General features: G+C 69.8%; 26 protein-coding genes and 1 pseudogene. 24 read left to right on the forward strand and 3 right to left on the reverse strand.

Annotation, left to right across the window (positions count from 1 at the left end):
- The first annotated feature begins 57 nt into the window (after positions 1-57).
- Positions 58-633: a hypothetical protein gene (locus tag ACFYXC_RS28090; RefSeq protein WP_389554608.1), complete on the forward strand. Its 576-nt coding sequence runs from the start codon at positions 58-60 to the stop codon at positions 631-633.
- Positions 634-753: 120 nt separating this feature from the next.
- Here ACFYXC_RS28090 and ACFYXC_RS28095 read toward each other — a convergent pair whose 3' ends face one another.
- Positions 754-1,059, reverse strand: a complete 306-nt coding sequence (locus ACFYXC_RS28095; protein WP_389554610.1) for a ferredoxin — start codon at positions 1,057-1,059, stop codon at positions 754-756.
- A 252-nt stretch (positions 1,060-1,311) separates the two neighbouring features.
- Here ACFYXC_RS28095 and arc point away from each other — a divergent pair, with 252 nt between their 5' ends.
- The 6 genes and pseudogenes from arc (at position 1,312) to prcA (ending at position 7,194) form a co-directional block, all read left to right on the forward strand.
- Complete coding sequence (gene arc, locus ACFYXC_RS28100; RefSeq protein ID WP_388913761.1) at positions 1,312-3,078, forward strand: proteasome ATPase; 1,767 nt, start codon at positions 1,312-1,314, stop codon at positions 3,076-3,078.
- A gap of 234 nt (positions 3,079-3,312) precedes the next feature.
- Positions 3,313-4,824 carry a depupylase/deamidase Dop gene (gene dop, locus ACFYXC_RS28105; RefSeq protein ID WP_389554611.1) on the forward strand — a complete coding sequence of 504 codons (1,512 nt, stop codon included), beginning with the start codon at positions 3,313-3,315 and terminating at the stop codon, positions 4,822-4,824.
- Between the two features lie 156 nt (positions 4,825-4,980).
- Positions 4,981-5,196, forward strand: coding sequence for a ubiquitin-like protein Pup (locus ACFYXC_RS28110; RefSeq protein ID WP_267025476.1), 216 nt, complete (start codon positions 4,981-4,983; stop codon positions 5,194-5,196).
- Positions 5,197-5,305: 109 nt separating this feature from the next.
- Positions 5,306-5,593 (forward strand): annotated as a pseudogene (locus ACFYXC_RS28115) (endonuclease VII domain-containing protein); the annotation flags it as partial.
- Positions 5,545-6,390 (forward strand): proteasome subunit beta, encoded by an 846-nt coding sequence (gene prcB / locus ACFYXC_RS28120; RefSeq protein WP_388913754.1) that lies wholly within the window; start codon positions 5,545-5,547, stop codon positions 6,388-6,390. The pseudogene ACFYXC_RS28115 and the gene prcB, both read left to right, overlap by 49 nt.
- Positions 6,391-6,447: 57 nt before the next feature.
- On the forward strand, positions 6,448-7,194 hold the full coding sequence (gene prcA, locus ACFYXC_RS28125; protein WP_388913751.1) for a proteasome subunit alpha: 747 nt from the start codon (positions 6,448-6,450) through the stop codon (positions 7,192-7,194).
- 133 nt (positions 7,195-7,327) lie between these two features.
- Here the strand turns inward: prcA and ACFYXC_RS28130 are convergent, their stop codons facing one another.
- Positions 7,328-8,344, reverse strand: coding sequence for a LacI family DNA-binding transcriptional regulator (locus tag ACFYXC_RS28130; protein WP_389554613.1), 1,017 nt, complete (start codon positions 8,342-8,344; stop codon positions 7,328-7,330).
- 152 nt (positions 8,345-8,496) lie between these two features.
- On the opposite strand from ACFYXC_RS28130, the gene ACFYXC_RS28135 reads away from it, so the two are divergent.
- The 17 genes from ACFYXC_RS28135 (at position 8,497) to ACFYXC_RS28215 (ending at position 25,975) form a co-directional block, all read left to right on the forward strand.
- Positions 8,497-9,756 (forward strand): MFS transporter, encoded by a 1,260-nt coding sequence (locus ACFYXC_RS28135; protein ID WP_389554615.1) that lies wholly within the window; start codon positions 8,497-8,499, stop codon positions 9,754-9,756.
- Between the two features lie 9 nt (positions 9,757-9,765).
- Positions 9,766-11,127: a Pup--protein ligase gene (pafA, locus tag ACFYXC_RS28140; protein ID WP_149512755.1), complete on the forward strand. Its 1,362-nt coding sequence runs from the start codon at positions 9,766-9,768 to the stop codon at positions 11,125-11,127.
- Positions 11,128-11,292: 165 nt separating this feature from the next.
- Entirely contained in the window at positions 11,293-12,300 is a 1,008-nt protein-coding gene (locus tag ACFYXC_RS28145; RefSeq protein ID WP_389554617.1) for an FKBP-type peptidyl-prolyl cis-trans isomerase, read from the forward strand.
- Between the two features lie 88 nt (positions 12,301-12,388).
- The gene (locus ACFYXC_RS28150) at positions 12,389-12,760 is read left to right on the forward strand and encodes an FKBP-type peptidyl-prolyl cis-trans isomerase (protein ID WP_388913738.1); all 372 of its coding nucleotides are present in this window, start codon (positions 12,389-12,391) and stop codon (positions 12,758-12,760) included.
- A gap of 148 nt (positions 12,761-12,908) precedes the next feature.
- Complete coding sequence (locus ACFYXC_RS28155) at positions 12,909-13,862, forward strand: helix-turn-helix transcriptional regulator (protein ID WP_388913735.1); 954 nt, start codon at positions 12,909-12,911, stop codon at positions 13,860-13,862.
- 15 nt (positions 13,863-13,877) lie between these two features.
- Complete coding sequence (locus ACFYXC_RS28160) at positions 13,878-15,005, forward strand: helix-turn-helix transcriptional regulator (RefSeq protein ID WP_389554620.1); 1,128 nt, start codon at positions 13,878-13,880, stop codon at positions 15,003-15,005.
- Between the two features lie 29 nt (positions 15,006-15,034).
- Entirely contained in the window at positions 15,035-15,295 is a 261-nt protein-coding gene (locus ACFYXC_RS28165) for a hypothetical protein (RefSeq protein WP_389554622.1), read from the forward strand.
- Positions 15,296-15,320: 25 nt separating this feature from the next.
- Positions 15,321-15,515, forward strand: coding sequence for a hypothetical protein (locus ACFYXC_RS28170; protein WP_388913726.1), 195 nt, complete (start codon positions 15,321-15,323; stop codon positions 15,513-15,515).
- Positions 15,516-15,753: 238 nt separating this feature from the next.
- The gene (tatA, locus tag ACFYXC_RS28175) at positions 15,754-16,038 is read left to right on the forward strand and encodes a Sec-independent protein translocase subunit TatA (protein ID WP_388913723.1); all 285 of its coding nucleotides are present in this window, start codon (positions 15,754-15,756) and stop codon (positions 16,036-16,038) included.
- A gap of 47 nt (positions 16,039-16,085) precedes the next feature.
- Positions 16,086-17,042 (forward strand): twin-arginine translocase subunit TatC, encoded by a 957-nt coding sequence (gene tatC / locus ACFYXC_RS28180; protein ID WP_389554624.1) that lies wholly within the window; start codon positions 16,086-16,088, stop codon positions 17,040-17,042.
- A gap of 29 nt (positions 17,043-17,071) precedes the next feature.
- Positions 17,072-17,962 carry a diacylglycerol kinase gene (locus ACFYXC_RS28185; protein ID WP_389554626.1) on the forward strand — a complete coding sequence of 297 codons (891 nt, stop codon included), beginning with the start codon at positions 17,072-17,074 and terminating at the stop codon, positions 17,960-17,962.
- Positions 17,963-18,032: 70 nt separating this feature from the next.
- Positions 18,033-20,894, forward strand: coding sequence for a DEAD/DEAH box helicase (locus tag ACFYXC_RS28190; RefSeq protein ID WP_389554627.1), 2,862 nt, complete (start codon positions 18,033-18,035; stop codon positions 20,892-20,894).
- A gap of 399 nt (positions 20,895-21,293) precedes the next feature.
- Positions 21,294-22,910 (forward strand): sensor histidine kinase, encoded by a 1,617-nt coding sequence (locus ACFYXC_RS28195; RefSeq protein ID WP_388913710.1) that lies wholly within the window; start codon positions 21,294-21,296, stop codon positions 22,908-22,910.
- Positions 22,907-23,314, forward strand: a complete 408-nt coding sequence (locus tag ACFYXC_RS28200) for a roadblock/LC7 domain-containing protein (RefSeq protein ID WP_107019841.1) — start codon at positions 22,907-22,909, stop codon at positions 23,312-23,314. The genes ACFYXC_RS28195 and ACFYXC_RS28200 overlap by 4 nt, the downstream gene beginning before the upstream one ends.
- Positions 23,311-23,736, forward strand: a complete 426-nt coding sequence (locus tag ACFYXC_RS28205) for a DUF742 domain-containing protein (RefSeq protein WP_388913707.1) — start codon at positions 23,311-23,313, stop codon at positions 23,734-23,736. Before ACFYXC_RS28200 ends, ACFYXC_RS28205 begins: the two co-directional genes overlap by 4 nt.
- On the forward strand, positions 23,717-24,331 hold the full coding sequence (locus ACFYXC_RS28210; RefSeq protein ID WP_388913704.1) for an ATP/GTP-binding protein: 615 nt from the start codon (positions 23,717-23,719) through the stop codon (positions 24,329-24,331). Before ACFYXC_RS28205 ends, ACFYXC_RS28210 begins: the two co-directional genes overlap by 20 nt.
- A gap of 162 nt (positions 24,332-24,493) precedes the next feature.
- Positions 24,494-25,975, forward strand: coding sequence for a cytochrome P450 (locus tag ACFYXC_RS28215; RefSeq protein ID WP_389554629.1), 1,482 nt, complete (start codon positions 24,494-24,496; stop codon positions 25,973-25,975).
- Here the strand turns inward: ACFYXC_RS28215 and ACFYXC_RS28220 are convergent.
- Positions 25,969-26,859, reverse strand: coding sequence for an RluA family pseudouridine synthase (locus tag ACFYXC_RS28220; RefSeq protein ID WP_389554649.1), 891 nt, complete (start codon positions 26,857-26,859; stop codon positions 25,969-25,971). The two genes, ACFYXC_RS28215 and ACFYXC_RS28220, sit on opposite strands and share 7 nt — an antisense overlap.
- Positions 26,860-26,955: the final 96 nt, after the last annotated feature.

Here is a 26,955-nt window from a genome sequence, read left to right on the forward strand (position 1 = left end):
CGTGTGGCACCATGCTGGCCATCCCACCGGTACAGCCCTCACGGGAGACACTTCCTAGTGCAGCAATCCGCCGTCCCGGAACTGGCCCACACCCACACCCGCCCGATCCACTGGGTCGCCACGGCGGCAGCGCTCGCCGCGGTCGTCGCGGCCTCCGCCTTCCTGCAGCCCGACGCCGCCACGGCCGCCCAGCACGGCCCGCAGGCGAAGACCGCCCCGGCAGCCGCGACACCCCCCGACCCGGCCCGCGCCGACTTCCCCCTCGACTGCGGACCCGCGAAGGTCCTCGTCCAGAAGCAGGCATCAGGTGACCTCGACGGCGACGGCCGCCCCGAGACGGTCGCCGTCGTCCGCTGCGACGCGGGCTCCGGCACCCCGCCCAGCGGCGTCTACGTCCTCACCGCAACCGACGGCACCTCGAAGGCACGCGTCGTCGCCACCCTCGTCGACCCCGAGGAACGGCTCTCCGTCCAGGACTTCACCCTGCGCGACGCCACCATCACCGCGACCCTGCTCGGTTACTCCTCGCCCGACGTACCCAGTTGCTGCCCCGACGTGAACGAGGGCGCCAAGTGGCAGTGGAAGAACGGCGCATTCGTCCGCTCGACACCACCCGCCGCCCGGAGCATGTGAGCGACGGGCACAGACGAGGAACAGGCACGCACGAGAAACCCTCGCACGCGAGCCGTGTGTGACGAGGAAGACAGTCGAGAGCCGGTCGGGCCCCTCAGGAGAACGAGGCGCCCGACCAACTCACTCGGCGTCCGGACCGTAGACCTCGACACCGTCGGACACCCGGCGCACATGGATGCAGTCGCCCGGACACTCCTTCGCGGAGTCGGCGACATCACGCAGAAGCGTCAGGGGCACGGGCGTTGTCGCCCCCGGGGTCTGCAGAAGCTCGTCACCGGGGCTCTTCACATACGCCAGGCCGTCGATGTCCAGTTCGAAGACCTCGGGCGCGTACTGCGCGCAGATCCCGTCGCCGGTGCACAGATCCTGGTCGATCCAGACCTCAAGCGCCTCGCCGTCGACTCCGGCCTCCTGCTGCACGGTCATTTCTCCTGCCATTTCCTGCGCAGAGCGGTCCGAAGACGGGGAATCGGGCCAGCTCCGACGGGTGTTGAACACTTCGACCCTACCTCCGTCGGCTTCCCAATCATGTTGGGTGGGTATTCCACTGGCGTGAGGGAGAGCGCAAGGGTGAAGATCGGACACACCCCGACCGTCTTTATGATCTAGGGGTTTCAATCGACACCCACCCAGGTAGGGTCTGGAAGCGTCCAGCTCCCCTTGGAGGAGGTGAGGACCGTGGCAGCCCACGACGACGACATGAACCGCGGCATCCGCCCGGGACGAGGGTCCGACGACCCGTCCGGGCAGATTGCCTACCTTGAGCAGGAGATCGCCGTCCTGCGACGCAAGCTCGCCGACTCTCCGCGACACACGAGGATTCTCGAAGAGCGGATCGTCGAGCTGCAGACAAACCTGGCCGGCGTGTCCGCACAGAACGAGCGGCTCGCCAACACCCTCCGAGAGGCCCGCGACCAGATCGTGGCACTCAAGGAGGAGGTCGACCGGCTCGCACAGCCGCCGGCCGGCTTCGGTGTATTTCTCACGGCGAACGAAGACGGCACCGCCGACATCTTCACCGGAGGCCGCAAACTCCGGGTGAACGTCAGTCCCGGCGTCGAGCTCGAAGAGCTCCGGCGCGGCCAGGAACTGATGCTCAACGAAGCTCTCAACGTGGTCGAGGCCATGGAGTACGAGAGCGTCGGCGACATCGTCACCCTCAAAGAGATCCTCGAGGACGGCGAGCGCGCCCTCGTGCAGGGGCACACCGACGAGGAACGGGTGGTGCGGCTCGCCGAGCCACTCCTGGACATCACCATCCGCCCCGGCGACGCCCTGCTCCTCGAACCCCGCTCGGGCTACGTCTACGAGGTCGTGCCCAAGAGCGAGGTCGAGGAACTCGTCCTCGAAGAGGTCCCGGACATCGGCTATGAGCAGATCGGCGGTCTGGGCGGCCAGATCGAGATGATCCGCGACGCCGTCGAGCTCCCCTACCTCTACCCCGACCTGTTCAAGGAGCACGAACTGCGCCCACCCAAGGGCGTGCTCCTGTACGGGCCCCCCGGATGCGGCAAGACACTCATCGCCAAGGCCGTCGCCAACTCACTGGCCAAAAAGGTCGCCGAGGTCACCGGACAGGCCACCGGCAAGAGCTTCTTCCTCAACATCAAGGGCCCCGAGCTCCTCAACAAGTACGTCGGCGAGACCGAGCGGCAGATCCGGCTCGTCTTCCAGCGTGCCCGTGAGAAGGCCAGCGAGGGCACCCCCGTCATCGTCTTCTTCGACGAGATGGAATCCCTCTTCCGCACCCGTGGATCAGGCGTCAGCTCGGACGTGGAGAACACCATCGTCCCGCAGCTGCTCGCCGAGATCGACGGCGTGGAGGGCCTGCAGAACGTGGTGGTCATCGGCGCCTCGAACCGCGAGGACATGATCGACCCCGCGATCCTGCGGCCCGGCCGGCTCGACGTCAAGATCAAGATCGAGCGTCCGGACGCCGAAGCGGCCAAGGACATCTTCGCCAAGTACCTCACCGAGCGCCTCCCCCTGCACTCCGACGACGTCGGCGAGCACGGCGGCAGCAAGAGCACCACCGTCCAGAGCATGATCCAGACCGCCGTCGAGCACATGTACACCGAATCCGAGGAGAACCGCTTCCTCGAGGTCACGTACGCCAACGGCGACAAGGAAGTCCTCTACTTCAAGGACTTCAACTCCGGCGCCATGATCGAGAACATCGTCGGCCGCGCCAAGAAGATGGCGATCAAGGACTTCCTCGAACACAGCCAGAAGGGCCTGCGGGTCTCCCACCTGCTCCAAGCCTGCGTGGACGAGTTCAAGGAGAACGAGGACCTGCCGAACACCACCAACCCGGACGACTGGGCCCGCATCTCCGGAAAGAAGGGCGAACGGATCGTGTACATCCGCACGCTCATCACCGGAAAGCAGGGCGCGGACACCGGACGCTCCATCGACACGGTGGCGAACACCGGTCAGTACCTGTAAAAGACAGGGTGGCTGCGGGTGCCCTCACCGGGTACCCGCAGCCGACTGCTTTTCCGGGCACGGCAGGAGCCGAGCAATGACGCAAATGATCTCCACACCAGCGCAAAGGCGCTCTAGGCTCTTCGGTACCGCCGAGTCGCGCAGTGCGGGGACGGGCACCGCACACGCACCGGAGCGCCAGCGGTACGTGAGCGGCGTCCCCGACCGAGGACACCGCCGGGCAAGGAGGGCCGCATGACCGTACGGCGAGTAATGGGCATCGAGACGGAGTACGGGATCTCCGTCCCCGGCCACCCCAACGCCAATGCCATGCTCACCTCGTCCCAGATCGTCAACGCCTACGCGGCGGCGATGCACCGGGCCCGACGTGCCCGCTGGGACTTCGAGGAGGAGAACCCGCTGCGGGACGCGCGGGGCTTCGACCTCGCCCGCGAAGCCGCCGACTCCAGCCAGCTCACCGACGAGGACATCGGCCTCGCCAACGTCATCCTCACCAACGGAGCACGGCTCTACGTCGACCACGCACACCCCGAGTACAGCGCCCCCGAGGTGACCAACCCCCTCGACGCCGTCCTCTGGGACAAGGCCGGCGAACGCATCATGGCCGAGGCCGCCGAACGCGCGGCCCAGCTCCCCGGCGCCCAGCCCATCCACCTCTACAAGAACAACACCGACAACAAGGGCGCCTCCTACGGCACGCACGAGAACTACCTGATGAAGCGGGAGACGCCCTTCTCGGACATCGTGCGCCACCTCACGCCGTTCTTCGTCTCGCGCCAGGTCGTCACCGGAGCCGGCCGCGTCGGAATCGGCCAGGACGGACACGAACACGGCTTCCAGCTCAGCCAGCGCGCCGACTACTTCGAGGTCGAGGTGGGCCTGGAGACCACCCTCAAACGCCCCATCATCAACACCCGCGACGAGCCGCACGCGGACGCCGAGAAATACCGCCGCCTGCACGTGATCATCGGCGACGCCAACCTCTCCGAGATCTCGACCTACCTCAAGCTCGGCACGACCGCCCTCGTCCTGTCCATGATCGAGGACGGCTTCATCGCCGTCGACCTCGCCGTGGACCAGCCCGTGCGCACCCTCCACCAGGTCTCGCACGACCCCTCCCTCAAGCGCCTCGTCACCCTGCGCAGCGGCCGGACACTCACCGCGGTCCAGCTCCAGATGGAGTACTACGAACTGGCCCGCAAGTACGTCGAGGAACGCTACGGCGCCGACGCGGACGACCAGACCAAGGACGTGCTGGCCCGCTGGGAGGACGTCCTGGGCCGCCTGGAGACCAATCCGATGAGTCTCGCGGGCGAACTGGACTGGGTGGCCAAACGGGAGCTCATGGAGGGCTACCGGCGCCGTGACAGCCTCGACTGGGACGCCGCCCGGCTGCACCTCGTCGACCTCCAGTACGCCGACGTACGCGCCGACAAGGGCCTCTACAACCGACTCGTCGCCCGCGGCCGTATCAAGCGGCTGCTGGACGAGACGGCCGTCGAGCGGGCCGAGACCAAGCCGCCGGAGGACACCCGCGCGTACTTCCGCGGCCGCTGCCTGGAGCAGTACGCCGACGACGTCGCGGCCGCCTCCTGGGACTCCGTGATCTTCGACCTGCCGGGCCGGGACTCGCTCCAGCGCGTCCCAACCCTTGAGCCGCTTCGCGGAACGCGTAATCACGTCAAGGAGCTCCTGGACCGCTGTCGCACGGCGGAAGACCTGGTCAAGGTCCTGTCGGGCAACTGAGACGGTCACCGGGCCGATCCCGCCCCACAGGGTGGAAAAGCCGCCGTCCGGGAATCATGGAGGTGGCTCCCGGACGTTGTGACAACTGCGGGGCCGATGTCGGACCCTGCTTGTAGGGTCTGATCAAGAACGTCGAAACCGAGCGGGGTGAGGGTTATGGCGACCAAGGACACCGGCGGCGGACAGCAGAAGGCGACGCGCGAGACCGAGCAGGTCGAGGAAGCGCCCGAGGCACAGGCATCGGAGGACCTCAAGGAGCGCCAGGAGAAGCTGAGCGACGACGTCGACTCGGTCCTGGACGAGATCGACGATGTCCTGGAGGAGAACGCAGAGGACTTCGTGAGGTCCTTCGTGCAAAAGGGTGGCGAGTAAAGCCTGACCGGCCAGTGTGCCTTTGAATTGAAGGTGTGGGGGATGCCGGGAAAGCTGCCGGAGAAGCGGTGCACAGGCTGCGAGAGGGTTCTCCCTCTCGCAGCCTGTGCGGCAGGACCACCTCAGGCGTCAGTACGGCATCACCGACGCCGAGCGTGACGAGTCGGTCGCCTCGCAAATGGGGCTCTGCGTGATCTGCCTGAAAGCTCCGGCCGTTCATGTGGATCACCGCCATGAGGCGGGTAGGGTCCGTGGCGTACTGTGCTTCAACTGCAATTCGGCCATCGGCAAGTTGGGAGATGATCCCGACACAGTTCGTCGGGCTGCCGCCTACTTGGAGGGATCCTCGTGGAAGCCAACACTCGTAGCACCGGGCGTCTACCAGCTGCCTTCCTGACGCCCGGGTCGTCGTCCTTCATGGACTTCCTGTCCGCGCACCAGCCCGAGATGCTCCCGGGCAAGCGGCAGTTGCCGCCCACGCAGGGAGTGATCGAGGCCCCGCACGGCACGACCATCGTCGCCGTCACCTTCCCCGGCGGCGTCGTGCTCGCCGGTGACCGGCGGGCCACGATGGGGAACGTGATCGCGCAGCGGGACATCGAGAAGGTCTTCCCGGCGGACGAGTACTCGGCCGTCGGTATCGCCGGTACGGCGGGCCTGGCCGTCGAGATGGTGAAGCTGTTCCAGCTGGAGCTGGAGCACTTCGAGAAGGTGGAGGGCACCACGCTCTCCCTGGAGGGCAAGGCCAACCGCCTCTCCACGATGATCCGTTCGAACCTCGGCATGGCGATGCAGGGCCTCGCCGTGGTCCCGCTCTTCGCCGGTTTCGACGTCGACCGTGACAGGGGCCGCATCTTCTCGTACGACGTGACGGGCGGTCGCTCCGAGGAGCACGGCTTCGCGGCCACGGGTTCCGGTTCGCTCTTCGCGCGCGGTGCGATGAAGAAGCTCTTCCACAAGGACCTGACGGAGGAGCAGGCCACGACGCTCGTCGTGCAGGCGCTGTACGACGCGGCAGACGACGACTCGGCGACCGGTGGTCCCGATGTCGCCCGCCGGATCTACCCGATCGTCACCGTGATCACCGAGGACGGTTTCCGCCGGCTCACGGACCAGGAGTCCTCCGAGATCGCCCGGGCGATCCTGGAGCGGCGCCTGGAGCAGCCCGACGGTCCGCGTGCCGCGCTGCTCTGACAGCGGCCCGCTTTCTCAGGTGATCCAGTGACTTCCACAGAAAGGGACGGATAGCCGGTGTCGACGCCGTTCTATGTATCACCCCAGCAGGCCATGGCCGACCGGGCGGAATACGCCCGCAAGGGCATCGCCCGTGGCCGCAGCCTCGTTGTGCTGCAGTTCGCCGACGGCATCGTGTTCGTCGGTGAGAACCCGTCCCGTGCGCTGCACAAGTTCAGCGAGATCTATGACCGGATCGGTTTCGCGGCCGCCGGCAAGTACAACGAGTACGAGAATCTCCGGATCGGCGGTGTGCGCTACGCCGACCTGCGGGGTTACACCTACGACCGTGACGACGTGACCGCCCGTGGTCTCGCCAACGTCTACGCGCAGACGCTGGGCACGATCTTCTCGTCCGCGGCGGAGAAGCCGTACGAGGTGGAGCTGGTGGTCGCCGAGGTGGGGGAGACCCCCGAGGGCGACCAGATCTACCGGCTGCCGCACGACGGGTCGATCGTGGACGAGCACGGCTCGGTCGCGGTGGGCGGTAACGCGGAGACGATCAGTACGTATCTGGATCAGCGGCACGAGGACGGGATGTCGCTGGCCGCCGCTCTGAAGCTGGCCGTCCAGGCGTTGTCCCGCGACACGAACGGCAGTGAGCGGGAGATTCCCGCGGAGCGGCTGGAGGTCGCGGTGCTGGACCGGACGCGGCCGCAGCAGCGGAAGTTCAAGCGGATCACCGGGCGGCAGCTCGGCCGGTTGCTGGAGGAGGGCGGGGCCTCCACCGCGGCGGAGGCGGAGGAGCCCGAGGACGAGGAGTGAGTTCCTCGGTCGTCTTGACTGTCGTGTGCCCCCGGCCGATGTGACGGCCGGGGGCACACGGCGTTCTGGGGGCAGTGGCCGGGTGCGGCCGGCCGGGGGCGGGTCGCGTAGTTCCCCGTGCCCCTGCGGGGCTCTAGGGGGTGCTCGGTGGGGCCGTGGAGCCTCTGACGATCAGGTTCACGGGGATGTCCTGGCGGGGTGGGGTGCGGCCGTCCAGGACTGCCAGGAGGGCCTGCATGCCGTGTTCGCCGAAGAGTTCGGCGTCGAGGCGGACCGTGGTGAGTTCGGGGTCGAGGGCGGTGGCGAGGGCCAGGTCGTCGAGGCCGGTGACGGAGAGGTCGTCGGGGATGCGCAGGCCGAGCCGGCGGGCGGCCTTGTAGGCGCCGGCGGCGAGTTTGTCGTCGTCGCAGACGACGGCGGTGGGGCGGGGTCCGGGGGCGGAGAGGGCGGTTTCCGCGGCGGCGAGGGCGCCGTCGATGGAGATCGGTGCCGGGGCCGTGCGGAGTTCGGTGCCCGGGACCGCGGCCAGGCGGCGGGTGAGTTCGCGGGCGCGTTCGTCGAAGGTCCAGGACGGGATGTCGGCGGCGAGGTGCAGGAAGCGGCGGTGTCCGAGGGCGAGCAGGTGGTGTGCGACCTGCCGGACGCCGTCGCGGATGTCGAGGTTGACGGTGGCGGCGCCGGTGCTGCCGGCCGGGTCGCTGTCGAGCATGACCAGGGGCAGCTGGTCGCCGCGGATGGCGGTGAGGGCGTCGGCGGCCATGGAGGAGGCGATGACGCCGTCCAGGGCGGCCTGTGCGGAGGCGAAGGGGTCCCGGGCGGGTCCGATGCCCTCGGGGGAGGGGTAGAGGACCACGCCGAACCCGTGCTCTGCGGCCACGCGGGCGGCGCCGGTGTACACGCCGGCGAAGAACTCGGTGGTGAGGGCCGGCACCACGAGGAGGACGGTGCGGGTGCTGCCGAGGCGGAGGTTGCGGGCGGCCAGGTTGGGGCGGTAGCCGAGTTCCCGTGCGGCCTCCCGTACGCGGTCCGCGGTGCGTTCGGAGACGCGGCCGCGCCATTTCTCGCCGAGCACGAGGGAGACGGCCGCCTGGGAGACCCCGGCGGCCCGGGCGACGTCTCGGCTCGTGGGGCGGGGGCTGCCTGCTGCCACCGTCGACCTGTCTTTCTGCTGGACTCGTGGACTGCGCACATGGTACGTATGACGGACGACGTTATACGTACAACTTCCGGCGCTCGTGACACCGGCGAGCGGAACCGCGGGGCCGTGGATCGTGGGCGGCGCGGAGGCGAGAGGGGCAGGACATGGCCGCGGGATACCTGGAGATCCTCCGGACGAGACACGCCGCACGGCTGCTCGTGGGCACCCTGGTGGGCCGGCTGCCGAACGCCGCCGGGGCCATCGCCGTCGTGCTCTTCGTCCGTGCGGAGGGCGGCAGCTACAGCCTGGCCGGGGCGCTCACCGCCGTCTACGGGGTGTCCAACGCCGTGGGGCAGCCGCTGCTGGGCCGTCTGGTGGACCTCTACGGGCAGCCGCGGATCCAGTTGCCCGCGGCGCTCCTCTCCGCCCTCGGCATCACCGTGTTCGCCCTCACCGGCACCGGGTCGCTCCCGCTCGCGTACGTCCTGGTCGTGGTCGCGGGGTTCTTCACGCCGCCCCTGGAGGGCGGACTGCGGGCGCTGTGGCCCGCCGTGCTGCACAAGGAGGGGCAGGTGCACACGGCGTACGCGATGGACGCCGTGGCGCAGGAGGTGATGTTCACGGTCGGGCCGCTGCTGGTGACACTGTGCGTGTCGCTGTGGTCCGCCCAGGCCGCGCTGATCGTCCTCAACGTCATCGGTGTCCTCGGGGCGCTCTCGGTGGTCGTCTCGGGGCCCTCGCGGGCGTGGCGTTCGGCGCCCCGCGAGGCGCACTGGCTCGGTGCGCTGCGCTCGCCGGGACTCGTCGCGCTGCTGGGCGCGTTCCTTTTTGTGGGTATCGCGCTGGGGTCGATCACGGTCGCCGCCGTGTCGTACGCGGACGGTCACGGCGGCGACGCGACGTACGGCTGGCTGATGGCGGCGCTCGGGCTGGGCGCGCTCGTCGGTGGCACGGTCTACGGGGCGCGGCGGTGGAGCGGTGCGCCGGAGCGGCGGCTGCGGGTGCTGGTGGCTCTTCTGGCGGTGTGTTACCTGCCGTTGATGCTCATGCCGGATGTGGTCGCGATGACGGGGCTGGTGGCGCTGGCGGGCGTCTTCCTGGCGCCCTGTATCGCGTGTGCGTTCATCATCGTCGACCGGCACGCGCCGAGGGGGACGGTCACCGAGGCGTTCTCGTGGCTTGTGACGACGTTCACCGTGGGGGCGTCGGTGGGAACGGGTGTCGCGGGACCGGTCGTGGAGTGGGGCGGAGCGGTGCGGGGCTTCGCCGTGCCGGGGGTCGCGGGGGGTGCCGCGCTGCTGGTTCTGCTGGCCACGGGGCGGGTCCTCGCAGCTACGGGCGGCGGTGCGGTGGTTGAGGGAAGTTCGGAAAATGATCGAAACGGTGCTGCCGAACCCCGTTTCAGCACAGGCTCTCAGGCGTAATGTTCAGTCATGGACCGCCGCATTTTCGGGCTGGAGAACGAGTACGGCGTCACGTGTACGTTCAGGGGACAGCGGCGCCTGTCTCCCGACGAGGTGGCGCGGTACCTCTTCCGCCGTGTCGTGTCATGGGGCCGCAGCAGCAATGTCTTTCTGCGAAACGGTGCCCGCCTCTATCTCGACGTGGGATCACATCCGGAATACGCCACTCCCGAATGTGACAATCTGACGGAGCTCGTCACCCACGACAAGGCCGGCGAACGCATTCTGGAAGGACTCCTGGTAGACGCGGAGCGACGCCTGCACGAGGAAGGAATCGCGGGCGACGTCTACCTCTTCAAGAACAACACCGACTCGGCGGGCAACTCCTACGGCTGCCACGAGAACTATCTGGTGGCCCGTCACGGGGAGTTCTCCCGGCTCGCGGACATTCTCATTCCCTTCCTCGTCACGAGGCAGCTCCTCTGCGGTGCCGGCAAGGTGCTGCAGACCCCGCGGGGCGCGGTGTACTGCGTCAGCCAGCGGGCGGAGCACATCTGGGAGGGCGTCTCCTCGGCGACGACCCGCTCCCGGCCGATCATCAACACCCGCGACGAGCCGCACGCGGACGCGGAGCGCTACCGCAGGCTGCACGTCATCGTCGGCGACTCGAACATGTCCGAGACGACCATGCTGCTGAAGGTCGGTGCCACCGACCTCGTGCTGCGCATGATCGAGGCGGGCACGGTGATGCGCGACCTGACCCTGGAGAACCCGATCCGGGCGATCCGCGAGGTCAGCCACGACATCACGGGGCGCCGCAAGGTGCGCCTGGCCAGTGGCCGGGAGGCGTCGGCGCTGGAGGTGCAGCGCGAGTACTACGAGAAGGCCGTGGACTTCGTGGAGCGCCGCGGCATCCGTACCGGGGTCGTGGACCAGGTCCTGGAGCTGTGGGGCCGCACGCTGGACTCGATCGAGTCCGAGGACCTCGACCGGATCGGTACCGAGATCGACTGGGTCATGAAGTACAAGCTCATCGAGCGGTACCGCGCCAAGCACAACATGACGATGTCGCATCCGCGCGTCGCCCAGATAGACCTCGCCTACCACGACATCCACCGTCGCCGGGGTCTCTACTACCTGCTGGAGAAGCGGGGCCAGGCCGCCAGGATCTGCAACGACCTGAAGATCTTCGAGGGCAAGTCGGTGCCGCCGCAGACCACTCGGGCCCGGTTGCGCGGCGACTTCATCCGGCGCGCGCAGGAACAGCGCCGCGATTTCACCGTCGACTGGGTCCATCTGAAGCTCAACGACCAGGCGCAGCGCACCGTGTTGTGCAAGGACCCGTTCCGTTCCGTCGACGACCGGGTGGAGAAGCTGATCGCCGGAATGTGAGTCACCGCGTGTCCGGGACGAGGGCTCCGGTGCCGGAGTGGGGCCGGGTCCCGGGTTTGCGGAACGCAACGCTGGGCGCCGTACGTTTCCCGTACGGCGCCCTTCTCACGTCGTAGAGTTGCGCGCACGCCATCAACCAAGATCGACCGATACGAGGCCCCCACCGTGCGCCGACGCTCACTTCTTCTCACCGTTCCCGCTGGACTGGTCACTCTCGCCGGATGCGGTGACGACGACAAGTCGGACAAGGCCAAGTCCAGCGACAGCCCGTCCCCCTCGGCCTCGCCGTCGGCCTCGGCCGCTCCGCCGCCGAAGATCGTCGACGGACCGCTGCCGGCCGTCACCGCGGGGGAGAAGTTCGGTGCGAAGCCCACGGTGGCCAAGGGCGGCGGTGACCCCTCGAAGGACCTGGCGGTCAAGACGCTCATCGTGGGCACGGGCCAGACGGTCGCGGAGAACGACTACATCCAGGCCCACTACCTGGGCCAGGTCTGGTCCACGGCGAAGGTCTTCGACAACTCCTACGACCGTAAGACGCCGCTGCTCATCCAGCTGGCGCAGGGGCAGATCATCGACGGCTGGCGCTACGCCCTGACCGGCAAGAAGGCCGGCAGCCGTGTCCAGACGGCGGTGCCCCCGACCTGGGGCTACGGCACGTCGGGCAACGAGCAGGCGGGGATCAAGGGCACCGACACGCTGGTCTTCGTCGTCGACATCCAGCAGGTGTTCAACGGCAAGAGCTCCGCCAAGGGCACGTCCGTGGCGCAGGACGACACCGGTCTGCCGAAGGTCGGCACGAACACCGACGGCAAGGCCCCGTCCATCGACGTGCCGAAGAAGACCGCGCCGAAGAAGCTCGTCGCGAACTACGTGCTGGAGGGCGACGGGGACGAGGTCGGCGAGAGCGAGACCGTCCTGGTGCAGTACAAGGGCGTGCTGTGGGCGGACGGCAAGGAGTTCGACTCCACGTACAGCCGCGGGCAGCTGACGTCGTTCTCGCTGCAGCAGGTCGTCAAGGGCTGGGCGCAGGGCCTGGCGGGCAAGAAGGTCGGCAGCCGCGTCCTGATCGTGGTTCCGCCGGATCTGGGCTACGGAGACAACCCGCCGCAGGGCAGCGGCATCAAGAAGGACTCGGTGCTCGTCTTCACCGTCGACATCCTCGCGAAGATGTGACCGGCCGGGGAATGCGAGACTGTCCGTGTTGCCTTGTTGTACGAAGGCGTCGCCAGACATGTGCCTTACACGAGCAGGAGCCTGAAACGTGAGCATCGAGAAGCCCGAGATCGACTTCCCGGGCGGCGAGCCCCCCAAGGACCTCGAGATCAAGGACATCTGGGAGGGCGACGGCCCGGTGGCCAAGGCGGGCGACACCGTCTCCGTCCACTACGTCGGCGTGGCCTTCTCCACCGGTGAGGAGTTCGACGCGTCCTGGAACCGCGGTACGCCGCTCAGCTTCAAGCTGGGTGTCGGTCAGGTCATCGCCGGCTGGGACCAGGGTGTGCAGGGCATGAAGGTCGGCGGCCGCCGCCAGCTGACCATCCCGTCGCACCTCGCGTACGGCGATCGTGGAGCGGGCGGCCGTATCGGCCCGGGCGAGACGCTGATCTTCGTCTGTGACCTCGTCGGGGTCTGACGTTCCGGTCCCGGTCGGCCGGGCGACCGAGTCCGACCGGACCTGATCATTCGGAGCCCATGCCTGTCCGGGCATGGGCCCTCGGCTTTTGCCCGGACACCCCGGGGCGGTACGGTCATCGGTCGGAAGCACCATAGGAAGGGCGTCGATGGCCATTGCCAAGGCAGAGCGGCTGATGAACCTGGCGCTGTGTCTGCTCGGGACGCGGCGACCGCTCAGCAAGCGTGAGCTCCGCGAGTCCATCGAGGCATATCTGGAGGCCGGCTCGGACGACTCCTTCAACCGGATGTTCGAGCGGGACAAGGACGATCTGCGGGAACTCGGCCTGGTCATCGAGACGGTGGAGAACCTCGACGGCGAGGTCGGTTATCTGGCCCGCCGTGACAGCAACCGGCTGCCGCCCATCACGCTCGACGCCGAGGAGGCCGCCGCCCTCGGTCTGGCCGCCAAGGTCTGGCAGCAGGCCCGGCTCGCGGGCGCGGCGAGCGGCGCCCTGCAGAAGCTGCGCGCCGCGGGACTGCCCGAGGGCGTCGACCCGTACGAGCCGCACGGCGCTCTGGAGCCGCGCATCCCCGTGCACGAGGCCGCCTTCGAGCCGCTGATGCTGGCCTGCCGCGACCGGCGCCCCGTCACCTTCGACTACCGCAAGGCGACCGCGGCCCGCCCCGGACCCCGCCATGTGGAGCCCTGGGCCCTGGAGTGCTGGCGCGGGCACTGGTACCTGGCCGGCTGGGACCGCGACCGGGGGGCCGAGCGGGTCTTCCGGCTGTCCCGGATCACCGGCAAGGTCCGTACCCGCAGTGGCAGGTACACGGCCGAGGTGCCCGACGTCGTGACCGTGCGGGAGACCGTCGCGGGCTGGGCGGGGGACATCACCGACCGTTCCGCGCGGATCCGGCTGCGGACCGGCTCCGGCTACCCGCTGCGCGCCAAGGCGGCGTCGGTCCGGGAACTCGGCGACGGGTGGGACGAGTTGGAGATTCCGTACGGGCACGGTCTGGACGCCTGGCTGGTGGAGTTCGGGCCCGACGTGGTGGTCCTGGAGCCGGCCGAGCTGCGGGCCGACGTCGTGGACCGGCTGCGCGCCGTGGCCAAGGGCTGAGGGGGAACGTAGGACGTGGCAGGAAAACCGGCCAGGCCCACGAACGCGATCGACCAGACGCGGCGGATGCTCTCCCTGGTGACGTATCTGCGCGAGCGGCCCGGCGCGCGGATCGAGGACGTGGCGCGGGCCTTCGGGATCACCGAGGACGAGCTGATCTCCGACCTCGACGTGCTGCCGCTGTGCGGGACGAGTTTCCGGGGCGGCGACCTGCTCGACATCGACACCGACGGCGACCGGATCTGGTGGCACAACCCCGACGACGTCGCGGAGCCGCTGCGGATCGCCGCCGACGAGGCGACCGCGCTGCTGGTGGCCGCGCGGGCCGTGTCGACGCTGCCGGGCCTGCGGGAGGGCGACCGGCAGGCGCTGCTGCGGGCCACCGCGAAGGTGGAGGCCGCCTCGGGCGAGGCGGCGGGCGCCAGCTCCCGCCTCTCGGTCACCTTCGAGGCGGAGGGCGGGGTCTTCGCGGACGTCGACCGGGCGATCTCCGAGCGGCGCAGGCTGTGGATCCGCTACTACTCGCCCTCGCGGGACGAGCTCAGCGAGCGCGAGATCGACCCGATCCGCCTGGTCAGCGTCGGGCACACCTATGTCGAGGCATGGTGCCGCCGCTCGGAGGCCCGGCGTACGTTCCGGCTGGACCGGGTCGCCGAGATCAAGATCCTCGACGAGCCGTCCGCGCCGCCGGAGATCGAGCTGCGGGACCTCTCGGAGGGACTGGTGCAGCCGGCCGCCGAGGATCCCGAGGTGGTGGTGGAGGTCGGTCCCGCCGGCCGCTGGGTCGCCGAGTACTACCCCCACGACAGTGCCGAGGAGCTGCCGGACGGAGGGCTGCGCATCACGCTGCGCACCCCCGACCCGGCGTCGTTGCGCCGTCTGGCGCTGCGGCTGGGGCGCGACGGCCGGATCGTCTCGCCGCCGGAGGTCGCGGACAGCGCCCGCCGGGCGGCCCGTGAGGCGCTCGCGGCGTACGACGGACCGCAGGACGTGTACGAGCGGGAGGACCGGCCGGGGACGCTCCCGGGTGCGCCGCGCGACGGCGGCGCGCCCACCCCCCTCGGCGAGGGGTCGCGGCTTCCGGACAGCGGGCCGCACGCGGTTCATGACGGGCTGTACGACAGGCAGGAGCAGGGGCTGTGAGCGGGTCGGCGATGTCCGGTACGAGTGACATGTCTGTTGCGTCCGCGTTCTCGGGGATGACGAGGGTGTATCCGGTGGTCTTCAGGGCCGCGTGCCCCGACTGCCGGGCCGGCTTCGAACTTGCCGCGAGCGCCCTGCGCCTGGTGATCGGCGCCACACATCGGACCACTTTCTACTCCTTCACCTGCCCGGAGTGCCTGACGGCGGTGCGCAAGCCGGCCGGGGAACGCATCGTCGAGCTGCTCACCGGGGGAGGGGTGCGGGCCCTGCGCCTGCACTCGACGCTCTAGAGGGCGCAGGGACTAGAGTCGAGCCATGTTCTGGCCGATGTTCGCGATCGCTGTGGGTTTCCTGGGAATCGCCGTCCTCGGCGTGCTCGCCGTCCGGGTCTTCGTGGAGGCCGAGCGGCTGGGCAGGCAGGTCGACGCGTCGGCGCGGCGGATCAGCCGCGCGGCCGAGGACCTGGAGCACGCCTCCGCCGGTGCGGCCCGTGCGGCGGACGCCCTCTGAAGTCTTCCTCGCCGTACGCTTCGAGTCACTGCGACCTGTCAACTTCGCGGGGTCGGCAGGTACGCTGCTGGTCGCGGCCCGGAGAGCGAGGCGCGGACCGCGAACTGGGAGTACGCACAGGGATTGCCCCGCGTTCACCCCTGAGCGTTACGATCGCTGCCAGCACGACCTTCGGGCAGAGGTCCGACCGGTCGGGCAGCAACCCAACCACGCCGCCTCGGTGAGAAGGTAAAAGCTTATGTTCGGAAGGCTCGGCGCTCCCGAGATCATTCTCATCCTCGTCGTCATCATCCTGCTGTTCGGCGCGAAGAAGCTTCCCGACATGGCCCGCTCCCTGGGCAAGTCCGCCCGCATCCTCAAGAGCGAGGCCAAGGCGATGAAGACCGAGGGCAAGGACGACAGCGCCGCCCCGGCCGCCCCGCCGCACGACGACCAGCAGCCGCACCGCACCATCCAGGCCGCGCCCGGCGACGTGACCAGCTCCCGCCCGGTCACCGAGCCGACGGACACGACCAAGCGCTGACGCAGGGCCGGTGACCTCCGGTCCGCCGCACGAGATGGGAACGTGGGTTGCTCAAGTCCGCCCGCAAGAAGGAAGAGAAGGATCCGGAGGGGCGGATGCCCCTCGCGGAGCACCTTCGTGAGCTCCGCAACCGGCTCGCGAAGGCGATGCTGGCCATCGTCCTCGTCACGGTCGTCGCCGCCTTCTTCTACAACGACATCATCAACTTCTTCACGGAGCCGATCCTCCGCGAAGTCGGCTGTGACAAGACCTTCCAGCAGTTGGCCAGGTCGTCGTCCGACGACCCCTGTGCGCAGATCACGATCAACGGTCTCCTCACACCCTTCACGCTGGCCCTGAAGGTCTCCCTCATGGCAGGTGTCGTGCTCGCCTCGCCGGTCTGGCTCTACCAGCTCTGGGCGTTCGTCGCGCCCGGACTGCACCGCAGCGAGAAGAAGTACGCCTACGCGTTCGTCGCCTCCGGCGTCCCGCTCTTCCTCGGCGGTGCCTTCTTCGCCTACAAGGTGCTTCCCACCACCGCGAAGGTCCTGATCGAGTTCACGCCGTTCGGCGTCGACAACCTGCTGCCCCTGGACGACCTGCTCGACCTCGTGACCCGCATGGTCGTCGTCTTCGGCCTCTCCTTCGAACTGCCGCTGCTCCTGGTGATGCTCAACATGACCGGAGTGATCACCGGCAGGCGCATGGCCGGCTGGTGGCGCGGCATGATCATGGGCATCACCGTCTTCGCCGCGATCGCCACGCCCAGCACGGACCCGCTGACGATGCTGGCGCTCGCCGGCCCCATCTGGATCCTGTACTTCCTGGCCACCGCCTTCTCCCTGCTGAACGACCGCCGCCGGGCCCGTCGCGAGGCCGCGGGGCCCGACGACGACGAAGCCTCCGAGCTGGATCTCACCCCCGAGGACATCGGCGAGATCGAGCCCGTGTCGGCGAACCGGGCGCTGCCCGCGCAGGCCGACGGCGAGCGGGAGCGGGTCAACGGTTACGACGACGTGACCTGACGCCGCCGGGGACCTTGTAGGGTCCGGCCGTGACCAGCGAGATCACCCTCGTCGTCAACCCCACCGCGGGACGCGGCCGGGGCGCCCGCGCGGCGCAGCCGGCTGCCTCGGCCCTGCGGGCGGCGGGCTTCTCCGTCCGCACGGTCCTCGGCGAGAACACGCGGGACGCCCTCACACGTGCGCGGGCCGCCGTCGAGGCCGGTACCGGCGCCCTGGTGGCCGTCGGCGGCGACGGCATGGCGAACCTCGCCCTCCAGGCCGTCGCCGGGACGCGTACGCCCCTCGGGCTGGTCGCCGTCGGCACCGGGAACGACTTCGCCCGCGCCCTCGGGCTGCCCGTGCGCGACCCGGCGGGCGCCGGGCGGGTGGTCGCCGAGGCGCTCAAAGGGGGCCGGCTGCGGGACATCGACCTCGGACGGGTGGGCGGCACCTGGTTCGGCACGGTCCTCGCCTCCGGCTTCGACTCGCGGGTCAACGACCGCGGCAACCGTATGCGGTGGCCGAGCGGCCGCTTCAAGTACGACCTCGCGACCCTCGCCGAACTCGCCTCCTTCACGCCCTTCCCCTACCGGATCAGGCTGGACGACGGCGAGGTCCGCGAGGTCGAGGCGACGCTGGTGGCCGTGGGCAACGGCTCCTCCTACGGAGGCGGCATGAGGATCTGCGCGGACGCGGACCCGACCGACGGGCTCTTCGACGTCACCGTGGTCGGTGCCTGCAGCCGCGCCTCGCTGCTCCGCGTCTTTCCGCAGGTCTACAGGGGGACCCACCTGAACCATCCGAGCGTGACCGTGCACCGGGCCGCGCGGATCGAGCTGGCCGCGGAGGGCGTCACGGGCTACGCCGACGGCGAACCGCTCGGGCCGCTGCCGCTGACCGCGCACTGCGTACCGGGGGCGGTCCGCGTCGCGGGGCCCTGAACCGCGCCGCGCGCTGCGGGACACACGCCGCCATACGGACGGACCCGGATCCACGAGGTCCGATCGGATAATGATCGTCCTGTTGTCAGTGGTGGCCGGTAGTCTCGAAAGCACGATGACAGAGGACCTCTCACCGGCCGAGCGGTACGCGGCAGCACGGAAGCGCGCTGTCGAGCAGGCCACCGCGCTCGCCGGCTTCCGCGAGATGTACGACTTCGGCCTCGACCCCTTCCAGATCGAAGCCTGCGAAGCTCTTGAAGGGGGCAAGGGAGTCCTGGTGGCGGCGCCCACCGGATCGGGCAAGACGATCGTCGGCGAGTTCGCCGTCCACCTGGCCCTCAAGCAGGGCAAGAAGTGCTTCTACACGACACCCATCAAGGCGCTGTCGAACCAGAAGTACGCGGACCTCTCCCGCCGGTACGGCGCGGACAAGGTCGGCCTCCTCACCGGCGACAACAGCGTCAACTCCGACGCCCCGGTGGTCGTGATGACCACCGAGGTGCTGCGCAACATGCTGTACGCGGGCTCGCGCACCCTCCTCGGCCTCGGGTACGTCGTCATGGACGAGGTGCACTACCTCTCCGACCGCTTCCGCGGCGCCGTGTGGGAGGAAGTGATCATCCACCTGCCGGAGTCGGTCACCCTGGTGTCGCTCTCGGCCACCGTGTCGAACGCGGAGGAGTTCGGGGACTGGCTCGACACGGTGCGCGGCGACACCCAGGTGATCGTCTCCGAGCACCGGCCCGTCCCGCTGTTCCAGCACGTGCTCGCCGGACGCCGGATGTACGACCTCTTCGAGGAGGGGGAGGGCCACAAGAAGGCGGTCAACCCCGACCTCACGCGCCTGGCGCGCATGGAGGCGAGCCGTCCGTCCTACCAGGACCGCAAGCGGGGCCGCGCCATGCGGGACGCCGACCGGGAGCGCGAGCGGCGCCAGCGGTCCCGGGTGTGGACGCCGGGCCGGCCCGAGGTCATCGAGCGGCTCGACTCCGAGGGGCTGCTGCCCGCCATCACGTTCATCTTCAGCCGCGCCGCCTGCGAGGCCGCCGTCCAGCAGTGCCTGTACGCGGGCCTGCGGCTGAACGACGAGGACGCCCGGGAACGGGTCCGTGCCCTCGTCGAGGAGCGCACGGCGTCCATCCCGAACGAGGACCTGCACGTCCTCGGCTACTACGAGTGGCTGGAAGGGCTGGAGCGCGGCATCGCGGCCCACCACGCGGGCATGCTGCCGACGTTCAAGGAGGTCGTGGAGGAGCTGTTCGTCCGCGGCCTGGTGAAGGCCGTGTTCGCCACGGAGACCCTCGCGCTGGGCATCAACATGCCGGCCCGCTCGGTGGTCCTGGAGAAGCTCGTCAAGTGGAACGGCGAGCAGCACGCGGACATCACCCCCGGCGAGTACACCCAGCTCACCGGGCGGGCGGGCCGCCGTGGCATCGATGTCGAGGGCCACGCCGTGGTGCTGTGGCAGCGCGGTATGAACCCCGACCACCTCGCGGGACTCGCCGGCACGCGCACCTACCCGCTGCGCTCCAGCTTCAAGCCCTCGTACAACATGGCGGTGAACCTCGTCGAGCAGTTCGGGCGGCACCGCTCGCGTGAGCTCCTCGAGACGTCCTTCGCGCAGTTCCAGGCCGACAAGTCGGTCGTCGGGATCTCCCGCCAGGTCCAGCGCAACGAGGAAGGACTCGAGGGCTACAAGGAGTCCATGACCTGCCACCTCGGGGACTTCGACGAGTACGCGCGCCTGCGCCGCGAGCTGAAGGACCGGGAGACCGAGCTGGCCAAGCAGGGCGCCTCCCAGCGGCGCGCCGAGGCGGCCGTCGCCCTGGAGAAGCTCAAGCCCGGCGACATCATCCACGTCCCGACCGGCAAGTTCGCGGGACTCGCGCTGGTCCTGGACCCCGGGCTGCCCGCGGGGCGGTCCAACGGCCACCGGGGCTTCGAGCACCACGACGGGCCCCGGCCGCTCGTCCTCACCGCCGAGCGCCAGGTCAAGCGGCTCGCCTCGATGGACTTTCCGGTGCCCGTGGAGGCCCTGGAGCGGATGCGCATCCCGAAGTCGTTCAACGCGCGCTCCCCGCAGTCGCGCCGCGACCTGGCCTCCGCGCTGCGCACCAAGGCCGGGCACATCGTCCCGGACCGGCACCGCAAGAAGCGGGCGGAGGCCGCCGACGACCGCGAGATCGCCCGGCTGCGGACCGCCATCCGGGCCCACCCCTGCCACGGGTGCAACGACCGCGAGGACCACGCCCGGTGGGCCGAGCGCTACCACCGGCTGCGGCGCGACACCGCACAGCTGGAACAGCGCATAGAGGGCCGGACGAACACCATCGCCCGCACCTTCGACCGCATCGTCGCGCTGCTGACCGAGATGGACTACCTGCGCGGCGACGAGGTCACCGAGCACGGCAGACGACTCGCCCGGCTGTACGGCGAGATGGACCTGCTCTCCAGCGAGTGCCTGCGCGAAGGGGTCTGGGAGGGCCTGGGCCCGGCCGAACTGGCCGCGTGTGTCTCCGCGTTGGTGTACGAGTCCAGGGTCGGCGACGACGCGATGGCGCCCAAGCTGCCGTCCGGCAGGGCGAAGGCCGCGCTGGGCGAGATGGTCCGCATCTGGGGCCGGCTCGACGCCCTGGAGGAGGACTTCCGCATCACCCAGACCGAGGGCGTGGGTCAGCGCGAGCCCGACCTGGGCTTCGCGTGGGCCGCGCACGAGTGGGCGTCGGGCAAGGGCCTCGACGAGGTGCTGCGCGAGGCGGAGATGCCCGCGGGTGACTTCGTGCGCTGGTGCAAGCAGGTCATCGACGTGCTCGGTCAGATCTCGGCCGCGGCGCCGACGTCGTCCGCCGCCAGTTCGACGGTCGCGAAGAACGCGCGCAAGGCGGTCGACCAGCTGCTGCGCGGAGTGGTGGCCTACTCGTCGGTGGGCTGAGCCGCCGCGTCGGACGGACCCGGGACCCGGAGTGTGCGGGTGCCCGGGTCCCGTCGTCTCCCGAGCACGGACGCCGAGCCGTGCGGCCACCGCCGCGAGCACTCCCGCGGCCACCCCTTCCGGCCATCCCGTCGAGAAGGGGTTTCGTATGCCTGTACGCAATTACACAGTGTGTTCGTATGGATGCTGGGCGTGTGAATGGGGCAGAGCGTACTCCTGGAACGAGGGTGATTTCAGGTGCTTGCTGAATATGACACAGCGATGATCCGGTCGGTCTAAGCTCGCCCGCAGCGCACCGAGTTGAGATGCAATCGTGCGCTTGTTCCCCGAAGTTCCGAAGATCCAGTTACCTCCCCCCCCCCCCCCGACCTCCAGTCGACCTGTCTTTAGAGGGCATACATGGTGAGTGTTCAATTGCCTCCCGGTGGCCGCGAAGTTCCCTACGCGCGCGTGTTGCTGCTGCCGGCCATAGTGATGGCCGCGGCGACCGGCGCAGCCGTCGCCCTGGTGGCGCAGCCGGCCCGGACGGCCGTCGGCTGGTGCGGCGCCCTGGCGACCCTGCTCGTGATCGCGACGGCGGCCGAAGCGGTCCGCCGCGGCCGAGTCATCCGTGCGGTGCGCGCCGAGCTGACCCGCCGCACCGAGGCCATGCAACGGCGCGTCTCCCTGCACGACGCCGAGATCGACCACCTGCGCGAGCAGCTGCTGCCCACCGTGCTCAAGGGCATGCGCGGCGGCCGGGCGCCCGAGGAGGTCGTCCGGCGGCTCATCGACAGCGACCCCGCCCAGCGGAACATCCCGCGCTCCCAGCGCGCGCTCCTCATCGAAGTAATGAAGATCATCGATCACGAGGAGCTGCAGCGCGAGGCGGCCCAGCGCTCGTTCGTCAACATCGCCCGCCGCGTCCAGGCGATCGTCCACCAGCAGAACGTGGAACTCCGCGAGATGGAGGAGGACCACGGACGCAACCCCGAGGTCTTCGACGACCTGCTGCGCATCGACCACGGCACCGCGCTGATCGGCCGCCTCGCCGACTCCATCGCCGTCCTCGGCGGCGGCCGCCCCGGCCGCCAGTGGCCCGCGCCCGTCCCGCTCTACAGCGTGCTGCGCGGTGCCATGTCCCGGATCCTGGAGTACCGGCGCATCGAGCTGCACTCCATCGCCAAGGTCGCCGTCAACGGCATCCACGTCGAGCCGGTCATCCACGCCGCCGCCGAGCTCCTCGACAACGCCACGCGCTACTCGCCGCCGCACACCAAGGTGCACGTCACCGCCGTCGAGGTGCAGACCGGCGTCGCCATCGAGATCGAGGACGCCGGCGTCAGCCTCAGCGAGGAGGCCCGCACACGGGCCGAGCGGATGCTCGAGCAGGCCGCGAAGGGGCCCGACCTCAACCAGCTCGGCGAGGACCCACGGCTCGGCCTCGCCGTCGTGGGCCGCCTGATGGACACGTACGACATGCAGGTCTCGCTGCGGCAGTCCGCCTACGGCGGTGTGCGCGCCGTCCTCGTCGTACCGCGCAAGCTCCTCACGACGGACGAGGACGCTCCCGGTCTCGCCCACGGCATCGGTGCCGCGGCCGTGCCGAAGGTCGACTTCGACGGCGTCGAGGGTCCCCAGCGCCAGGAGAAGAAGCGCCGCCCCACCACCGGACCCCGGATCAACGTGCCGGAGGGCATGGAGGACGACGACGTCCCCGTGGTCACCGAGTGGACCGAGGGCGGTCTGCCGCAGCGCCGCAGCAAGGTTAAGGTCCCCTACAGCCAGCGGGTCAGGGAGGCCCGGGCCGCCGCCGCGGAGGCGGAGGCCGCGCGCAAGGAGGGGCGCCCCGTCATCGACTGGACCCGGTCGTCCACCCAGGTGCCCAAGAAGAAGAAGGAAGAGAAGGAACCCGGGCTGTGGGTCGAGGCGTTCATGGCCGGCCTCAAGGGCGGAGACGGCGACCAGCAGCAGACACCAGGAGCGACGAACAGCCCGGCCCGCACCGAGGCCGACGACGAGGGGGACCCCAAGTGATCCAGCAGCGCGCCAACTTCGACTGGATGCTCAAGGAGCTGTCCGACGGGGTGTACGGGACCCGGCAGGTCGTCGTGCTCTCCGCGGACGGCCTGCGCATCGCCCGGTACGGGGGCGACCCCGACGCCGCCGACCGCATCGCCGCCGCCTGCGCCGGGCTGCAGAGCCTCGCCGGGGCCGTCGCCACCGAGATCCCCGACACCGACGGCAAGATGCGCATGGTGATCATCGAGATGGAGGGCGGCTACTTCTACATGATGGCCGCGGGGCCCAACGCCTATCTCGCGGTGCTGGCGGAGGCCCACGTCGACGCCGGACTCATGAGCGCCCGCATGCGCGACCTCGTCGTCCGGATCGGCGCACACCTGACGAGTCCGCCCCGGCGGAACGGGCAGACCGTATGAGTCCTCCTCAACGACGCCGGCGCTTCCCCAAGGCGGCGCCGCGACAGGAGAAACCCGCGGCCCCGGCCGAGGGGTCCGGCGGTCAGGGCCAGCCACGCGATCCGGAACGGCTGTACGTCGTCACCGGCCAGGTCGAGGGCGGCGACCGTGCCGAACTCGACCTGGTGACCCTGATCGTGGCGTGCGCCGAACCCCCGCCCTCCGCCCAGCCGGAGCAGTCGGCCCTGCTCCGGCTCTGCCGGGCCCCCATGTCCGTGGCCGAGGTCTCGGCCTATCTCAATCTGCCGTTCAGCGTGGTGACCGTACTGCTGACCGAGCTGCTGACGGCTGAACTGGTGCAGGCGCGCGTTCCGATCGTCCGCTCGGAGCTCCCCGACCGTTCCCTCCTCGAAGCGGTGATGCATGGACTTCAAAAGCTCTGAGACCATCCCGGGACCTCGCGCCGAGGACCATCTCCCGCACACGGCGACCGCCGCGGTGAAGATCGTCATCGTGGGTGGCTTCGGCGTCGGCAAGACGACGATGGTCGGTTCCGTCAGCGAGATCAGGCCGCTGACCACCGAAGAGACCATGACGCAGGCCGGCATCGGTGTCGACGACAACTACGGCTCCGAGACGAAGACGGCCACCACCGTCGCGATGGACTTCGGCCGTATCAGCATCACCGAGCAACTGGTGCTGTACCTGTTCGGCACCCCCGGCCAGGAGCGTTTCTGGTTCCTGTGGAACGGCCTGTTCGAGGGCGCGCTGGGCGCGGTCGTCCTCGTCGACACCCGCCGCCTGGAGGTCAGCTTCGACGTCATCGGACGCCTGGAGGAACGCGGCGTGCCGTTCGTCGTCGCCGTCAACGACTTCCCGGACGGGCCCCGTTACCCCATGGACGACCTGCGTGCGGCGCTCGACCTGTCCGAGGAGATCCCCATGGTGAAGTGCGACGCGCGCCGGCGGGCCTCCAGCCGGGACGTGCTGATGACGCTGATGCGTTTCCTGCACTCGATCGCCATGGCCTCGACGTGAGCGCTCCGCGTCGGCACTCCGCTGTCGGTGCGGTGGTGAGCTGCGGGTTTGTGGGGGCTGGTCGCGCAGTTCCCCGCGCCCCTTCGGGGCTCGGCACGGCAGCGGGTGTGCCGGCCCTGTTCGAACTTCTGACATATCGACCCAGCTTCGAAAGCGATCATCGTGACGCCTGAAACCCCCTCCCCGACCGGCACGGACGACCTCATGGCCGGGCCGCCGCCGGGCTGCCCCGCCCACGGCACGGGTCCCGGCGGACTGCGCCGCCTGTACGGGCCCGACGCGCAGGACCTGGCGGCCCTGTACGAGAAGCTGCGGGCCGAGCACGGCTCCGTCGCGCCCGTCCTGCTCCACAACGACGTGCCCATCTGGCTGGTCCTCGGGCACGGCGAGAACCTCCACATGGTCAGCAATCCCTCGGTCTACACCCGGGACAGCCGCATCTGGACCGCGCTCCTGGACGGTACGGCAGGCCCCGACCATCCGCTGATGCCGCTCATCACCTGGCAGCCGATCTGTTCGCACGCCGAGGGCGACGAGCACCAGCGGCTGCGCGGCGCGGTGATGGGCGCCATGTCGACCATCAACACCCGCGACCTGCGGCGCCACATCAACCACTACACCCAGGAACTGGTCAACCAGTTCTGCCGGCGGGGCACCGCCGACCTGGTCTCGCAGTTCGCCGAACACCTGCCGATGGCCGTGCTGTGCGAGATCCTCGGCATGCCCGAGGAGTACGACGACCGGATGGTGCAGGCCACCCGCGACCTGCTCAAGGGCACCGAGACCGCGATCGCGAGCAACGAGTACGTCATGAGCGTGCTGATGCGGCTCACCCTCCGCCGGCGCGCCGAGCCCGCCGAGGACTTCACCAGCCACCTCCTCAACCACCCGGCCGGGCTGACCGACGAGGAGGTGGGCCAGCATCTGCGGCTCGTCCTCCTCGCCGCGTACGAGGCCACGGCGAACCTCCTCGCCAACGTCCTGCGGGTGGTCCTCACGGACCCGGGCTTCCGCGCCCAGCTCAACGGCGGCCAGATGACCGTGCCGCAGGCGGTGGAGCAGTCCCTCTGGAACGAGCCGCCGTTCAGCAACGTCCTCGGCTACTTCGCCAAGCAGGACACGGAGCTGGGCGGGCAGCGCATCCGCAAGGGCGACGGGCTGCTCCTCGGGATGGCGGCCGGCAACGTCGACCCGCACGTGCGTCCGGACCTCAAGGCGAACATGAAGGGCAACCGCTCGCACCTGGCCTTCGGCGGCGGCCCGCACGAGTGCCCTGGACAGGACATCGGCCGTGCCATCGCCGACGTCGGCGTCGACGCGCTCCTCAAACGGCTTCCGGACGTCCAGCTCGCCGTCCACGAGGACGACCTGAAACGGACCGCGTCCATCTCCTCACGGCATCTGGTGGAACTGCCGGTCGTGTTCCAGCCGGCGTCGCCGCAGGACGTCATGGACCGGCCCGGCGTCAGCGAACTGCCCCGCCCACGGCCGGACTGGGACCTCTCCGACCCGTCCCCGGACGCCGCTCCGGCTCCGCGCCCCACGATCGACATGCTGGAGACGCAGCTTCCCGACCCGGCCGCCGAGCCCGGCCACCGGCTCGGCGCCTGGCAGCGCTTCGTGCGCTGGTGGCGCGGTTACTGAGCCGGCCCGGCACCGGCCCAGTCGTCGTGGGCGGACCATGCCCGGAGCGTCCGTCCACTGCGGAAGGCATGCCTGAGTCCCGTGACCGGATCGGTGAACTCCAGCGCCCGCGCGAGCAGTTGCAGCGGGCGCCGGAAGTCACCGGCCGGTACGGGGCCGGTGACCACCGGGTACAGCGGGTCGCCGAGGATCGGCACGCCCAACGCGTTCATGTGCACCCGCAGCTGATGGGTCTGGCCCGTCCGGGGAAGGAGCCGGTAACGGGCCAGGGTCTCCCGGTGCTCCAGCAGCTCGATCCGGCTCTCGGCGTTGGGCTCGCCCGGCACCTCCCGGGCGGCGAGCACACCCCGTTCCTTGAGGATCCGGCTGCGGACGGTACGGGGCAGCTCCAGGGCCGCCGCGTACGGGGCGACCGCCTCGTACTCCTTGCGCACCAGCCGGTCGCGGAACAGCGTCTGGTACGCGCCCCGCTCCTCGGGCCGCACCGTGAACAGCACGAGTCCGGCGGTGAGCCGGTCGAGCCGGTGCGCCGCCCCCAGCGCCGGCAGCCCCAGATCCCGCCGCAGCCGCGCCAGGACCGTCTCGGTGACATGACTGCCCCGGGGGGTGGTGGCGATGAAGTGCGGCTTGTCGGCGACCACGATGTGCTCGTCGCGGTAGGCGACCTGCACGGGGAACGGCACCCGCTCCTCGTCGGCCCGCTCCCGGTGGAACCACACGAACATGCCCGGCACGTACGCCGTGTCCGGTGTCACGGCCCGCCCGTCGGCCCCCACGACCAGCCCCGCGGCGACCATCTCCTCGACGACCGCGCCCCGGGACGCGAGCCGCGCGACCAGGTACTCCCGCACGGTCGTCCACTCCCCGCCGCCCGGCAACCGCATCCGTACGGCGTCCACCCCGTCCCGCTGGGGCAGGGGGGAGGGGGGAACCACTCTTCTCCGAGGCACCCGCACAACCCTACGCAGCCGCCCCGTCGG

It is taken from the genome of Streptomyces sp. NPDC002701 (assembly GCF_042889045.1).
In the GTDB taxonomy this organism is placed as follows: Bacteria; Actinomycetota; Actinomycetes; order Streptomycetales; family Streptomycetaceae; genus Streptomyces.